General features: G+C 72.2%; 10 protein-coding genes. 3 read left to right on the top strand and 7 right to left on the bottom strand.

Features of this window, described 5'->3' with window-relative positions; all coding sequences use genetic code 11:
- Positions 1 to 55 precede the first annotated feature (55 nt).
- Together ACH4D5_RS18960 and ACH4D5_RS18955 are read right to left on the bottom strand one after the other, a co-directional pair.
- On the bottom strand, positions 56 to 1,423 hold the full coding sequence (locus ACH4D5_RS18960; RefSeq protein WP_398303600.1) for a peptidase M23: 1,368 nt from the start codon (positions 1,421 to 1,423) through the stop codon (positions 56 to 58).
- A gap of 59 nt (positions 1,424 to 1,482) precedes the next feature.
- Positions 1,483 to 2,919: a hypothetical protein gene (locus ACH4D5_RS18955; protein ID WP_398303598.1), complete on the bottom strand. Its 1,437-nt coding sequence runs from the start codon at positions 2,917 to 2,919 to the stop codon at positions 1,483 to 1,485.
- Positions 2,920 to 3,128: 209 nt separating this feature from the next.
- On the opposite strand from ACH4D5_RS18955, the gene ACH4D5_RS18950 reads away from it, so the two are divergent.
- Positions 3,129 to 4,805 (top strand): carboxylesterase/lipase family protein, encoded by a 1,677-nt coding sequence (locus tag ACH4D5_RS18950; RefSeq protein WP_398303597.1) that lies wholly within the window; start codon positions 3,129 to 3,131, stop codon positions 4,803 to 4,805.
- Between the two features lie 20 nt (positions 4,806 to 4,825).
- Here the strand turns inward: ACH4D5_RS18950 and ACH4D5_RS18945 are convergent, their stop codons facing one another.
- From ACH4D5_RS18945 to hutU, 5 genes are all read right to left on the bottom strand, one after another.
- Positions 4,826 to 5,041 (bottom strand): hypothetical protein, encoded by a 216-nt coding sequence (locus ACH4D5_RS18945; RefSeq protein ID WP_398303775.1) that lies wholly within the window; start codon positions 5,039 to 5,041, stop codon positions 4,826 to 4,828.
- Positions 5,042 to 5,144: 103 nt separating this feature from the next.
- Positions 5,145 to 6,326, bottom strand: a complete 1,182-nt coding sequence (gene hutI / locus ACH4D5_RS18940) for an imidazolonepropionase (RefSeq protein ID WP_398303595.1) — start codon at positions 6,324 to 6,326, stop codon at positions 5,145 to 5,147.
- Positions 6,327 to 6,378: 52 nt separating this feature from the next.
- Positions 6,379 to 7,725 (bottom strand): formimidoylglutamate deiminase, encoded by a 1,347-nt coding sequence (locus ACH4D5_RS18935; protein ID WP_398303593.1) that lies wholly within the window; start codon positions 7,723 to 7,725, stop codon positions 6,379 to 6,381.
- Positions 7,722 to 8,924, bottom strand: a complete 1,203-nt coding sequence (locus tag ACH4D5_RS18930) for an allantoate amidohydrolase (protein WP_398303773.1) — start codon at positions 8,922 to 8,924, stop codon at positions 7,722 to 7,724. Before ACH4D5_RS18930 ends, ACH4D5_RS18935 begins: the two co-directional genes overlap by 4 nt.
- A gap of 65 nt (positions 8,925 to 8,989) precedes the next feature.
- Positions 8,990 to 10,648: a urocanate hydratase gene (gene hutU, locus ACH4D5_RS18925; RefSeq protein WP_398303591.1), complete on the bottom strand. Its 1,659-nt coding sequence runs from the start codon at positions 10,646 to 10,648 to the stop codon at positions 8,990 to 8,992.
- A gap of 169 nt (positions 10,649 to 10,817) precedes the next feature.
- Here hutU and ACH4D5_RS18920 point away from each other — a divergent pair, with 169 nt between their 5' ends.
- On the top strand, positions 10,818 to 12,260 hold the full coding sequence (locus ACH4D5_RS18920) for a diaminopimelate decarboxylase (protein WP_398303589.1): 1,443 nt from the start codon (positions 10,818 to 10,820) through the stop codon (positions 12,258 to 12,260).
- Between the two features lie 422 nt (positions 12,261 to 12,682).
- A complete protein-coding gene (locus ACH4D5_RS18915; RefSeq protein WP_398303587.1) occupies positions 12,683 to 14,050 on the top strand; it encodes an APC family permease in 1,368 nt (455 codons plus the stop codon).
- The last annotated feature ends 10 nt before the right edge of the window (positions 14,051 to 14,060 follow it).

Below are 14,060 nucleotides of genomic sequence, written 5' to 3'. Positions count from 1 at the left end.
CGCCCCCCCCCCCCCCGGGGCCCCCCCCCCCCCGCCCGGATCTGCGAAGGCAGGGTCACAGCGGCTGCCAGTCGAGCCAGGTGCTGCCGGGCTGGTGCTGCCAACGGTGATGTACGCCACCGGGGTTGTTGGCGAAGATCTCCAGCCGCCCGTCCCGATTACGCAGCGCCCGGATGAAGTAACCCCCACCGCCGAAGTCCTGCCAGGTACGCCACGCCCCCGAAGCGTCGACCTGGTAGTTGTGCTGCAGGACGTCGTCGTTCATCGCGAACACCTCGATCCGCTCGTCATGCGACTCCACCACCGCGAGGCGCGCGCTCACCGGACCACCCAGCGGCTGCCAGTCATGCCAGTCACCGGCCGGCACGTTCTGCCAACGGTGGTGCACTCCGGCCGAGTTGGTCGCGAAGACCTCCAACCGCCCGTCGCGGTTCTTCGCCACCGCCAGATGCTCACCGCCCAGACCGAAGTCGACCCACTCCCGCCACGTCCCCGCCAGATCCGTCTGACACGTGTGCCGGAAGATGTCGTCATTCATGGCGAACACCTCGATCCGCCCGTCCGACGCCGGAGCCGCCGCGAGCCGCGCACCCGCCGGACCACCCAACGGCCGCCAGTCGTGCCACGTCCCACCCGGCGTGTTGTGCCAACGGTGATGCACACCACCGGAGTTGGAGGCGAAGACTTCCAGCCTGCCGTCATGATTGCGCCCGACCGCCAGGTGGTCCCCGCCGCCGCCGAACGCGTACCAGTCGGCCCACTCCCCCGACACCTTCGCCTGATACCGGTGCATGAACGTGTCACCGTTCATGGCGAACAGCTCCAGGCGCCCGTCCGGCGACGCCGCCAGCGCGACCGTCGCCGACGCCGGGCCGCCGAACGCCTGCCAGCCCGACCACGCACCACCCGGCTCGTGCTGATACGTGTGGTAGATCTGGTCGACCGCCGCGTGGAACACCTCCACACGGCCGTCCGCCGACATCCCCACCGCGAGCCGCTGCCGCCGGTCCGGCTTTCCCGGGCCGACCGCCTCCTTCGCTTCGTCGAGCAGCGCGCGGGCCTTGCCCTCGGCCTGGTCGTACCGGTCGGGGAACGCGGAACGCTGCACTCTCTGGGCCGTCTGCCCGGCCGTCAGGTTCGGGTGCTGCTGCTCGACGCGGATCGCCCGCGTGAAGAACTGCTCGGCGGCGTACGGCACGTGCATGATCTGTTGCGGTGTGCCCCAGCCCTGGCTCGGGCGCTGCTGGAAGACGCCGAGGGAGTCGCGGTCACCGCAGTCGAGGTTGTTCATGTGGGACTCGACCCAGCCGGCTTCGAAGCCGGCCAGCATCACTTTGTCGGAGACGCCGAGGTCGCGCCCGACGGTGTACACCGTCTTCGTGACGTCCAGGTCTCGGTCCGGAGGTACGCGGCAGGGTGCCATGGGAGTGTTCCTGTCTGTGCGAGGCTCTGTGCGAGGCCGATGGGGCTTGGGTGAGGGCGTCACAGCGGCTGCCAGTCGAGCCAGGTGCTGCCGGGCTGGTGCTGCCAACGGTGATGGACGCCGCCGGGGTTGTTGGCGAAGATCTCCAGCCGCCCGTCCCGGTTACGCAGCGCCCGGATGAAGTAACCCCCACCGCCGAAGTCCTGCCAGGTGCGCCACGCCCCCGAAGCATCGACCTGGTAGTTGTGCTGCAGGACGTCGTCGTTCATCGCGAACACCTCGATCCGCTCGTCGTGCGACTCCACCGCCGCGAGGCGTGCGCTCACCGGGCCGCCCAAGGGCTGCCAGTCGTGCCAGTCACCGGCCGGGATGTTCTGCCAACGGTGGTGTACCCCTGAGTCGTTGGTCGCGAAGACCTCCAACCGCCCGTCGCGGTTCTTCGCCACCGCCAGATGCTCACCCCCCAGGCCGAAATCGACCCACTCCCGCCACGTCCCCGTCAGGTCGGTCTGGCACGTGTGCCGGAAGATGTCGTCGTTCATCGCGAACACCTCGATCCGGCCGTCGGACGCCGGAGCCGCCGCGAGACGCGCACCCGCCGGACCACCCAACGGCCGCCAGTCGTGCCACGTCCCACCCGGGGTGTTGTGCCAACGGTGGTGGACGCCGTCGGCGTTGGAGGCGAACACCTCCAGGCGGCCGTCGTGGTTCTTGGACACGGCCAGGTGGTCCCCGCCGCCGCCGAACGCGTACCAGTCGGCCCATTCCGCCGACACCTTCGCCTGGTAGCGGTGCATGAACGTGTCACCGTTCATGGCGAACAGCTCCAGCCTGCCGTCCGGTGACGCCGTCAGCGCCAGGGCCGCCGACGCGGGGCCGCCGAACGCCCGCCAGCCCGACCACGTCCCGCCCGGCTCGTGCTGATACGTGTGGTAGATCTGGTCGACCGCCGCGTGGAACACCTCCACACGGCCGTCCGCCGACATCCCCACCGCGAGCCGCTGCCGCCGGTCCGGTGCCACCGGACCCTTCCACCAGCTCGTCTCCTTGCGGGCGCCGGCCCACGAGAAGCTGAAGTGGATGTGGTTGGTGTGCGGGTTGGCGCCCCGGTACGGCTGCCAGCCGGCGTCCGGGCGGTTGGCCATCCAGATGCGCCGGTTCCAGATCATGTACATGATGCCGAAGCGGCGGGCGAGGGCGTGCGGGTTGCCGTGCCGGTCCGTGGCGTGCAGCCAGTTGATGAGGTCGTCGGCCAGGTGTTCCTGGCCCTGCACGTTCACGCCCCAGTCCCAGGCCCGTCCCTCCTTGTGCTCGCTCTGGCCTCCGCTGCCGCAGGCCCTGCTGATCCCCATGTTGGTCGTACCGGGGTAGGCGGCGAGCACCAGGTCGCGGAAGCCGACCAGGCCGGGCTTGGCCTCGGGGTCGCAGTCGCGCTGCGGTTCGTAGGGCGCGTACGGGTCGATGTCAGGACCGAATTCGGGTGCGGTGGGTGCCATGTCAGGCTCCTCGGGTCTCGGCCCCCCGCCCGGTGCGGAGGATCGTCGTACCCGTAGGGCGCGTGATGGGATCGCGCGGCCGCCAGACGCGATCACGCGCCTGCCCCGTGGCAGTGGCGCGGGCCCGTCCGACCGGGCCCGTGCCTCGTTCAGGTCGTCCTCGGTGCGTCCGCGCGCCGGGACGGGCACCCACGAGGAAGGCTTCCGTCGTGATCCATCGCAGAACTCCCCGCCGGGCGGCCGTCGCGCTGACGGCCACCGCCCTGACGTTCACCGCGCTGCTGTCCGCCCCGCTCACCTCCACGGCGAATCCTGGCTCCGGCGCCCACGAGCCCCCGCTCGCCGGCGACACTGTGCGCACCGACGCCGGTCTCGTCCGCGGCGCCCGGGCGGGCGCGCACCGCGTCTTCCGGGGCATCCCCTACGCGGGCGCCCCCAAGGGGCGCCACCGCTGGGCGCCGCCCCGCCCCGTACGGCCGTGGAAGGGGGTCAGGGACGCCACGAAGCCCGGGCCGCTGTGCCCGCAGGTGCCGTCGGCGTACGCGCAGATCTCCAGCACCGAGGAGGACTGCCTGGTCCTGAACGTCACGACGCCGCCGGCCGCGGACCGGCACCCGCGGCGGCCCGCGCCCGTCCTCGTGTGGATCCACGGAGACGGCTCCGTGGGCGGGGGCGGCTTCTTCGACGGACGCCGGCTGGCACAGCGCGGCCTGGTGGTCGTCACCGTCAACTACCGGCTCGGCGTCTTCGGCGGTCTCGCTCTGCCGGGTCTGCGGGGGTCGGGCACCTTCGGCCTCCAGGACCAGCGTGCCGCCCTCACCTGGGTACGGAACAACGCGCGGGCCTTCGGCGGCGACCCGGGGAACGTCACCTTGGCCGGTGTGTCGTTCGGCGCGTCCGCCGTGGCCGGACACCTGACGTCACCCGCCTCCAAGGGCCTCTTCCACCGGGCCGTCATGGCGAGCGGCGAGGCCGTGATGGACATGCCGGCCGGTGCGATGGGCCCCGGTGTGCCGGGCTATCCGTGGTACGTGTGGCGGGCGGGCCGCGAGATGGAGGACATCACCACGGAGATGACCTCGACCCTCGGCTGCCGGGACCGCCGCCCGCAGCGCACGCTCGCCTGTCTGCGCGCCCTGCCCGTGAAGACGATCCTCAAGGTGCCGCACATCATGAACGCCTTCCAGGCGTTCGGATACGGCAACGCCACCCTGCCCGAGCTGCCCCCGAAGGCCCTGAGCGCCGGGCGTTTCCACCGCGTGCCCGTCCTGTCGGGCGCGACGCTCGACGAGCACCGGACGTTCGTCGGGATGACGTACGACGCGGTGGGCAGGAAGTTCACGGAGGCCGACTACGGGCGGGCGCTGCGCACCGCGTTCGGCAGGGAGCCCGCGCGTCGGGTGCGGGCCGAGTACCCCACGGCCGCGTTCCCCTCCCCCGCGCTGGCGTGGGCCACCGTGATCACCGACCGCATGTGGGCGCGCGGCACGCGGGCCCAGCACGAGGCGCTGGCCCGGCATGTCCCTGTGTACGCCTACGAGTTCGCCGACCGCGACGCACCGATGTTCCTGCCGCTGCCCGGCGACTTCGACTTCGGTGCCTTCCACGCGGGCGACATCCCGTACCTGTTCGAGGACGAGACGGCCGAGCCGCAATTCACCCCGGCGCAGCGGCGCCTGTCGGCCACGATGAGCGATTACTGGGCGGCGTTCGCCCGCACCGGCACGCCGGGTGCCGGTGGCCTGCCCGCCTGGCGGCCCTACACCCCACACACGCCGTACACACAGTCACTGGCGCCGCACCGGATCGGGCCCGTCGACTACTACCGGGAGCACAACCTCGCCTTCTGGGGGGCCGCCCGCGAAGGTGGCCCCCCGGCAAGGTGATCAGCAGGGATCAGCGGTGCTCAGCGGTTCGGCGGCTTGACCCAGCCCTTGCGGACCAGCTGGTCACAGTGCCACTTGCCCTGCGCCGGGCTCTCACCCTTGTCGGCGGTCGCCTTGAGGCAGTCCGCGTAGGGGAAAGGAGGTCCCTGAACAGGGGCGGCGGGGGCGGCCTGGGCGGTCGCGGCCGACAGGCCGAGCCCGCCGGCGGCCACGGCCAGGGCGATGGCCATGCTCATTCGACGCACAGATCTCTCCACTTCTCGGGTTTTCTCGCGTCTTCGCGTGCCGGAGCGGAACGCTCCGGCACATCGCTCAACGAGAGAGGCCGTCAGCGGGGAATCACCCATCCGCTGTAACTCGGCTGCCCCGCTGCCACACCTCGGCGACCAGCGGCACCCCCGGCCGGTACGCCAGGTGGACGTGGCTCGGGGCGTCGAGGAGGGCCAGGTCCGCGCGGGCGCCCTCGCGGATGACGCCGATGTCCGTGCGGCGCAGGGCCGCCGCGCCGCCCGCCGTGGCGGACCAGACCGCCTCGTCCGGGGTCATGCCCATGTCCCGTACGGCGAGGGCGATGCAGAACGGGACCGAGGACGTGAAGGACGAGCCCGGGTTGCAGTCCGTGGAGAGGGCGACCGTCGCGCCCGCGTCCAGGAGGCGGCGGGCGTCGGGCCACTCGGCGCGGGTGGAGAACTCCGCGCCGGGGAGCAGCGTGGCGACCGTGTCGCTGTTCGCGAGGGCGTCGACGTCGGCGTCGGTGAGGTGCGTGCAGTGGTCGGCGCTCGCCGCGTCCAGCTCGACGGCCAGCTGCACGCCGGGGCCGTACGAGAGCTGGTTCGCGTGGATGCGGGGGTGCAGGCCCTTCGCCTTGCCCGCCGTCAGGATGGCGCGGGCCTGGTCGCCGTCGAAGGCGCCCTTCTCGCAGAACACGTCGATCCAGCGGGCGTGCGGGGCGCAGGCGTCCAGCATCTCGCCGGTCACGAGGTCCACGTACGCCGCCGGGTCCTCGGCGTAGTCCGGGGAGACGATGTGCGCGCCGAGGAACGTGACCTCCTCGGTGTGCTTCGCCGCGATGCGCAGGGCGCGGGCCTCGTCCTCCGTGTTCAGGCCGTAGCCCGACTTCGTCTCGAAGGTGGTCGTGCCCTGGCGGAGGGCCTCGCGGAGGTAGTGGGTGAGGTTCGCCTCGAGTGCGGCGTCCGTCGCGGCCCGGGTCGCGGCCACCGTCGTGCGGATGCCGCCCGCCGAGTACGCGCGGCCCGACATGCGGGCGTTGAACTCCTGGGTGCGGTCGCCCGCGAAGACGAGATGGGAGTGGGAGTCGACGAAGCCGGGGATCGCGGCGCGGTGCTTCGCGTCGTGGATCTCGTCCGCCGCCGGGGCCTTGGCCGCCGGGCCCACCCAGGCGACGGTCTCGCCGTCCAGGACGACGGCCGCGTCCGTCAGGAGGCCGAGGGGGCTGCCGTCCCCCTGGGCGGGGTCGTTCGTGACGAGGCCGGCGATGTTGGTGATGAGGGTGGTGGGCATCAGGGTCTCCGGGAGGGGGAGGGGCTGAGACTGGCGGGATCAGGGCAGCGTGTCAGTCCCGCAGCGCCGCGATCGCCTCCGTCAGGGCCGACGCGACGTCGGGGACCGCCGTGTGAGTGCCGTCGCGGACCACGTGGCGGCCCGCGGCGACCGTGTGGCGGACGTCCGCCGCCGTCGCGGCGAACACCGCCGTCTCGGCGGCCAGGCGTGGCACCGGGCCCGCCGTGCGGACCGAGTCGAGGGCGATCGTCGTGAGGTCGGCGAGCGCCCCGCGCTCGATGACGCCCGCGTCCGGCCAGCCGAGCGCCGCGTGCCCGTCGGCCGTCGCCGCGCGCAGCAGCGCCGCCGCCGTCCAGTGGCCGCGCGTGTGCGAGCGGAGGCGTTCGTCCAGCTCCATGGCGCGGGCTTCTTCGAGGATGTCGATGACGGCGTGGCTGTCGCTGCCCAGGGAGAGGGGGCTGCCCGCCCGCTGGAGGTGGAGGGCGGGGCCGATGCCGTCCGCCAGGTCGCGTTCCGTCGTCGGGCACATGCAGGTGCCCGTCGTCGTGCCGCCGAGCAGCCCGATGTCCTCCTCCGTGAGGTGCGTGTTGTGGACGCCCGTGGTGCGGGGGCCGAGGACGCCGTGGTCGGAGAGGAGCTGCGTGGGCGTGCAGCCGTGCACCTCCTGGCACGCGTCGTTCTCCGCGGTCTGCTCGGAGAGGTGGACGTGGAGCGGCGCCTGACGGGCCGCCGCCCAGTCCGCCACCGTGCCCAGCTGCTGTGCCGGGACCGCCCGTACGGAGTGGATCGCCGCGCCGATCCGGGCGTGCGGGCGGTCCTTGAGGGACGAGACGCGCTCCGCCCAGGCCTCCGTCGTACCGTCGGAGAAGCGGAGCTGGTGGCGGTTGGGGGGCTTGCCGCGCCGCGCGTCGAGGAGTCCTGACGCCACGTACGCCGTGTCGAGGAGCGTGATGCGGACGCCCGCGTCGGCGGCGGCCTGGATGAGCGCCTCGCCCATCGCGTTCGGGTCCGCGTACGGGGTGCCGCCGGGTGCGTGGTGGAGGTAGTGGAACTCCCCCACGGTCGTGATGCCCGCGAGCGCCATCTCCGCGTAGACCGCGCGGGCCAGTGCGTGGTACGTCTCCGGCGTCAGCCGGTCCGCCACCCCGTACATGACCTCCCGCCACGTCCAGAATGTGCCGGAGCCGACCTGCACCGTGCCGCGCAGCGCGCGGTGGAAGGCGTGCGAGTGGGCGTTGGCCAGGCCGGGGAGCGTCAGGCCGCGCAGCACCGTCGCGCCGGGCGGGGGTGCGTCGACGCCCTTGCGGACGTCCGTGATCCGGTCGTCCGCCACGTCGACCGCGACGCCCGGCTCGACATGGGTGCCGAGCCAGGCGTGCTCCAGCCAGTACGTCGTCATGCGCAGGCCAGCCCTTCCAGTACGTCGGCCAGTGCGGTCACCCCGGCCAGGCAGTCGTCCTCGGCGGCGTGTTCCGCCGGGGAGTGCGAGACGCCCGTGGGGTTCCGCACGAACAGCATGGCGGTGGGGATCGAGCCGGACAAAATACCCGCGTCGTGTCCCGCGCCCGTGCCGAGGACGGGGAGCGGGCGCTCCGCGCGGGCGCCGAGGATCGCGCCCAGCTCGTCGCGGAGCGCGTCCTCGAACTCGATGACCGGTGTGAAGGACTCGCGGACGACGTCGAGGTCGATGCCGTGCCGGTCCGCGTACTCGCGGGCCGCCTTCTCGATGCCCGTGACGACGGTGTCGAGGGTGGCCTGGTCGGCGGCGCGGGAGTCGAGCCAGCCGCGGACCAGGGACGGGATGGCGTTGACGCCGTTCGGCTCGACGGAGATCTTGCCGAAGGTGGCGACCGCGCCCGCCAGTTCGGCCTCGCGGCGGGCGGCGAGGACCGTCTCCGCGTAGGACAGCATCGGGTCGCGGCGGTCGACGAGGCGGGTGGTGCCCGCGTGGTTGGCCTCGCCGCGGAAGTCGAAGCGCCAGCGGCCGTGCGGCCAGATGGCGCTCGCGATGCCGACGGGGTCGCCGGACAGGTCGAGGGCGCGGCCCTGCTCGACGTGCAGCTCCACGAACGCGCCGATGCGGGCGAGGCGTTCGGGGTCGGGGCCGATGGCGTACGGGTCGTAACCGGCCGCCTCCATCGCCTGCGGCAGCGATACGCCGTCGCCGTCGCGGAGCTTGTGCGCCGCCTCGACGGTGAGCTGTCCCGCGGTGAGCCTCGACCCCACGCAGGCCAGGCCGAAGCGGGCGCCTTCCTCGTCGCCGAAGTTGACGATGGCGAGGGGCTTGGTGAACTCGGCTCCCCGCTCGCGCAGTTCGTCTAGGGCCGCGAAGGAGGAGACGACGCCGAGGGGGCCGTCGAAGGCGCCGCCGTCCGGGACGGAGTCCAGGTGGGAGCCGGTGACGACGGCGTCACCGGCCGCGGGGTCGCCGAGCCAGGCCCACTGGTTGCCGTTGCGGTCCAGTTCGTAGGTGAGGCCCCGGGTGTCGGCCTGCGCCTTGAACCAGGCGCGGCAGTCGGAGTCGGCCGCAGTCCAGGCGTAGCGGCGGTAGCCGCCCGAGCCGGCGTCGCGGCCGATGGAACTCAGGTCCCGCCACATTTCCTGGAAGGACACGGGGCTCCGCCCCGGACCCCGCTCCTCGATCGCCGGAGGGGCTGAATTACTCACTCCCCCTCCCGCATGGGAACCCGCACGCCCCGCTCGTCCGCCACGCGCTCCGCGATGTCGTACCCGGCGTCCACATGCCGGATGACGCCCATCCCGGGGTCGTTGGTGAGCACCCGGCGGATCTTCTCGCCGGCCAGCTTCGTGCCGTCGGCGACCGAGACCTGGCCCGCGTGGATGGAGCGGCCCATGCCGACGCCGCCGCCGTGGTGGAGGGAGACCCAGGAGGCGCCGGACGCGACGTTCACCATGGCGTTCAGGAGGGGCCAGTCGGCGATCGCGTCGGAGCCGTCGAGCATGGCCTCCGTCTCGCGGTACGGGGAGGCGACGGAACCGCAGTCGAGGTGGTCGCGGCCGATCGCGAGGGGCGCGGCGAGGGTGCCGTTGCCGACCATGTCGTTGAACATGTCGCCGGCCTTGTCGCGCTCGCCCTGACCGAGCCAGCAGATGCGCGCCGGGAGGCCCTGGAAGTGGACGCGCTCCCCCGCCATCCTGATCCAGCGGTGCAGCGACTCGTTCTCCGGGAAGAGATCGAGGATCGCCTTGTCCGTCTTGTGGATGTCGGAGGCCTCGCCGGAGAGCGCCGCCCAGCGGAACGGGCCCTTGCCCTCGCAGAAGAGCGGGCGGATGTAGGCGGGCACGAAGCCGGGGAAGGCGAAGGCGCGGTCGTAGCCCGCGAGTTGAGCCTCGCCGCGGATCGAGTTGCCGTAGTCGAAGACCTCGGCGCCCGCGTCCATGAAGCCGACCATCGCCTCGACGTGCCTGGCCATGGACTCACGGGCACGGGTGGTGAAGCCCGCCGGGTCCTTCGTGGCGTACGCCTGCATGTCGTCGAAGGCGACGCCGCTCGGCAGGTACGAGAGCGGGTCGTGGGCCGACGTCTGGTCGGTCACGATGTCGATGGGCGCGGACTCGGCGAGCATGCGCGGGACCAGGTCGGCGGCGTTGCCGAGGAGACCGATGGAGAGCGGGCGGCGGGCGTCCCGCGCCTCGACGGCCAGCTGGAGCGCGTGCTCCAGCGAGTCGGCCTTCACGTCCAGGTACTTGTGCTCGATGCGGCGCTCGATGGCGCGCGGGTCGACGTCGATACAGATCGCGACGCCGTCGTTCATGGTGACGGCGAGCGGCTGGGCGCCGCCCATGCCGCCGAGGCCCGCGGTGAGGGTGATGGTCCCCGCGAGGGTGCCGTTGAACTTCTTGGCGGCGACGGCGGCGAAGGTCTCGTAGGTGCCCTGGAGGATGCCCTGCGTGCCGATGTAGATCCAGGAGCCCGCGGTCATCTGGCCGTACATGGTGAGGCCGAGCTGCTCCAGGCGGCGGAACTCCTCCCAGTTCGCCCAGTCGCCCACCAGGTTGGAGTTGGCGATCAGGACGCGCGGCGCCCACTCGTGGGTCTGCATGACGCCGACGGGGCGGCCGGACTGGACGAGCATCGTCTCGTCCTGCTTCAGGGTCTTGAGCGTGCGCACCATCGCGTCGAAGGAGCGCCAGTCGCGGGCCGCCTTGCCGGTGCCGCCGTAGACGACGAGCTTGTCGGGGTGCTCGGCGACCTCGGGGTCGAGATTGTTCTGCAGCATGCGGAGGGCGGCTTCCTGCTGCCATCCCAGGGCGCTCAGTTCCGTACCGCGCGGTGCCCGTACGGGGCGGGGTCCTGACATGGCGATGCCTCCTCGAAGCTGTGAGCTCGACGCTGTGAGCTTGACGCTGTGACCTTGCTGCTGTGACCTTGTTATTCACATCCTGGGGTTCTGAATAGGGCTAGTCAATAGCGAACGAATGCGCGAGTACGCCAGCGGGGTCGCGCCCACGGATGATTGGCTGGATCACATGGCTCACGACGAGGACGACGACCAGCAGGCACGGGACGAGACACAGGAGACCCAGGTCCTCCACACCGCTGCCGGCGCCGGTGCCGGTGTCGCCGGTGCCGGTGCCGATGTCGCTGCCCGCCGCGACCAGGCCGTCCTCGCCGCCGTCGAGCGGGGCGTCGTCGGCTCCGCCGCCCCCGTCGTCGGCCTGCTCGACGTCGTCGGCATCCGTGCGAGCGCCGCCGCCCTGCGCGCCGCCTTCGACGCCGTCACCCCGCCCGGCACCCCCGTCCTGCACGCCTTCGCGGTGAAGGCGACCCCGCTCGTGCCGGTCCTCCGGCTGCTGCGTTCGGCGGGGATCGGCGCCGAGGTGGCCTCCCCCGGCGAGCTGGCCCTCGCACGGGCCGCCGGGATACCGCCCGCCGACACCGTCCTCGACTCGCCCGCCAAGACCCCGGCCGAGCTGCGCGAGGCGCTGGCGCTCGGCATCGCCGTGAACGCGGACAACCCGCAGGAGCTGGCCCGCGTCGACGCCCTGATGCAGTCGGCCGCGACCGGCTCGCCCGTCGGCATCCGCGTGAACCCGCAGATCGGCGGCGGCGCGATCGGCGCTCTCTCGACGGCGACGGCCACCTCCAAGTTCGGGGTGCCGCTGCTCGACGAGGGCGCCAGGGAGTGGGTGGTCCGGGCCTGCCTCGACCGGCCGTGGCTGACCCGCCTGCACGCGCACTCCGGGTCGCAGGGCATGCCCCTGGAGATGATGGTGCGGGGCGTCGCGGCGACGTACGAACTGGCCGAGGAGATCAACGAACGCGCCGGGCGGCGGCAGATCGACACGATCGACATCGGCGGCGGCCTGCCCGTCAACTTCGGCTCCGACGACGAGACGCCGACCCACGCGCAGTACGCGCGCCGCCTCAAGGCACGGGTGCCGGGGCTGCTCGACGGGCGGTACGGCATCGTCACCGAGTTCGGCCGCTCGCTGCTCGCCAAGCACGGGACGGTGCTCGCCCGCGTCGAGTACGCGAAGCGGGCGGGCGGGCGGCCCATCGCCGTGACGCACGCGGGCGTGCAGGTGGCGACCCGGACCGTGTACGCGCCCGCGTCGTGGCCGCTGCGGATCGCCGCGTACGACCCGAAGGGGCGGCCCAAGAGCGGTCCCGCCGTCGGGCAGGACGTGGCGGGGCCGGCCTGCTTCGCGGGGGACCTGCTCGCGGAGAACCGGCCGCTGCCGCTGCTCGAAGCGGGGGATTATGTGGCGGCGCTGGACACCGGGGCGTACTACTTCGCGCAGCACTACTCGTACAACAGCCTTGCCCGGCCCGCTGTTTGGGGTTTCTCCGCGGATCCGTCGCGCACCGGCGAGGTGCGCTTCGCGGTCGTACGGGAGCCTCAGACTCTGGACGAGATCGTGGCGGAGGCGGGGGGCAGCGCGGAGCGCGACGCGCTGCGTCAGCTCTAGCCCGCACCCGGGGGCAGACGCGTCTGCAGGGCTTGGACCGTTCGCTGCTGCGGGCCCGTGGTGGCTGGTCGCGCAGTTCCCCGCGCCCCTGGCGGGACCTTCGGCAAGGCCCCCCTTCACCGCGACCCCGTCGCCGGGTGCCCGCGCCCTGAGGGGCGCGGGGAACTGCGCGAGCAACCCACGGCGGGCCGCACCCGCACGAGGCGCCGCCCGGGCAGACGCGTCTGCGGGGCCTGGGCCGTTCGCCGGTGCGGGCTCGCTGGGGCTGGGCGCGCAGTTCCCCGCGCCCCTGACCGCACCTTCGGCAGCGGCCCCGTAAGGGGAAGGGGAAGTCTCTGAGGTTGCTCAAGTTGGGCTTAGTGATCTGGATCACGGGCAGACCCTCAGTCCCGATCCAGTCCCGAACCCCGGGGGAGGCTCCTGTGACGACATCGGACACGTCCGCCGCCGCACCACCACCGGCCGAAGAGCCGGCGCTGCACCGTGCCATCGGCCCCAAGCTGCTGATCCTCTTCGTGATCGGCGACATCCTCGGCACGGGGATCTACGCCACCACCGGCAAGGTCGCCGGGAAGGTCGGCGGCGCGCTGTGGCTGCCGTTCGCGATCGGGTTCGTCGTGGCGATCCTGACGGCTGCTTCGTACGTCGAACTGGTCGGCAAGTACCCGAAGGCGGCCGGTGCCGCGCTCTACACGCAGAAAGCGTTCAAGACCCCGTTCCTCACCTTCATCATCGCCTTCATGGTGATGTGCTCGGGGCTGTCGTCCGCGAGCGCGGCGGCCCGCGCCTTCAGCGGGGACTATCTGGGCGAGCTGACCGGCGACGCGCTGCCGCCCACCCTGATCGCCATCACCTTCATCGTGCTGCTCGCCGCGCTGAACCTGCGGGGCGTCTCGGAGTCGGTCAAGACGAACGTGGTGCTCACCCTCGTCGAGCTGACCGGCCTCGCGATCATCCTCGCCATCGGCGTGTATGCCGTGCTGACCGGGGACGGCGAGCCCTCGCGCCTCACCGAGTTCGAGGCGGGGGGCGGCACCGCGTATGCCCTCATGACAGGCGTGCTGGGAGCGACCGCGCTCGGCTTCTTCGCCTTCGTCGGCTTCGAGGACTCGGTGAACATGGCCGAGGAGACGAAGGACCCCGTCCGCACCTTCCCGCGCGCCATCTTCATCGGCGTCGCGGTGACCGGCACCATCTACGTCCTGGTGGCGCTGGTCTCGTCCCTCCTCGTCGACTACAAGACCCTGGAGGGTTCGAGCGGTCCGCTGCTCGAGGTGGTGAAGGCCGGCGGCGTCGACTTCCCGCACAAACTCTTCGCCCTGATCGCCCTGTTCGCGGTCACCAACTCGGCCCTCATCAACATCATGATGGCCTCGCGGCTCTGTTACGGCATGGCCAACGAACGCATCCTGCCGCGCGCCATGGGCCGTGTCCTCGCCAAGCGCCGCACCCCGGTCGTCGGCATCGTCTTCGTCTCCCTGCTCGCCATCGGCCTGGTGTCGACCGGTGAGATCGAGGGGCTCGGCGACACGACGGCGTTCCTGCTCCTGTGCGTCTTCGCGGTGGTCAACGTGGCGGTCCTGGTGCTGCGCCGCGACCCCGTCGAGCACGAGCACTTCCGTACGCCGACGGTGCTGCCCGTCCTGGGTGCGGTCACCGCCCTGGTCCTCGCGAGCCCGCTGGCGGACCGCCCCGCGGAGGTCTACATCCGGGCGGGCGTCCTGATCGCCATCGGTATCGCGCTGTGGGCGGTCAACAAGGCGGTGCTGAAGGCCCGGGGAGAGGGGTGATTTTCGGCCA

Origin of the sequence: Streptomyces sp. NPDC018029 (assembly GCF_044327655.1) — a bacterium.
GTDB lineage: Bacteria > Actinomycetota > Actinomycetes > Streptomycetales > Streptomycetaceae > Streptomyces.
Note: the sequence above shows the minus strand (reverse complement) of the source record. Positions and strands in the feature narration are given on the sequence as shown.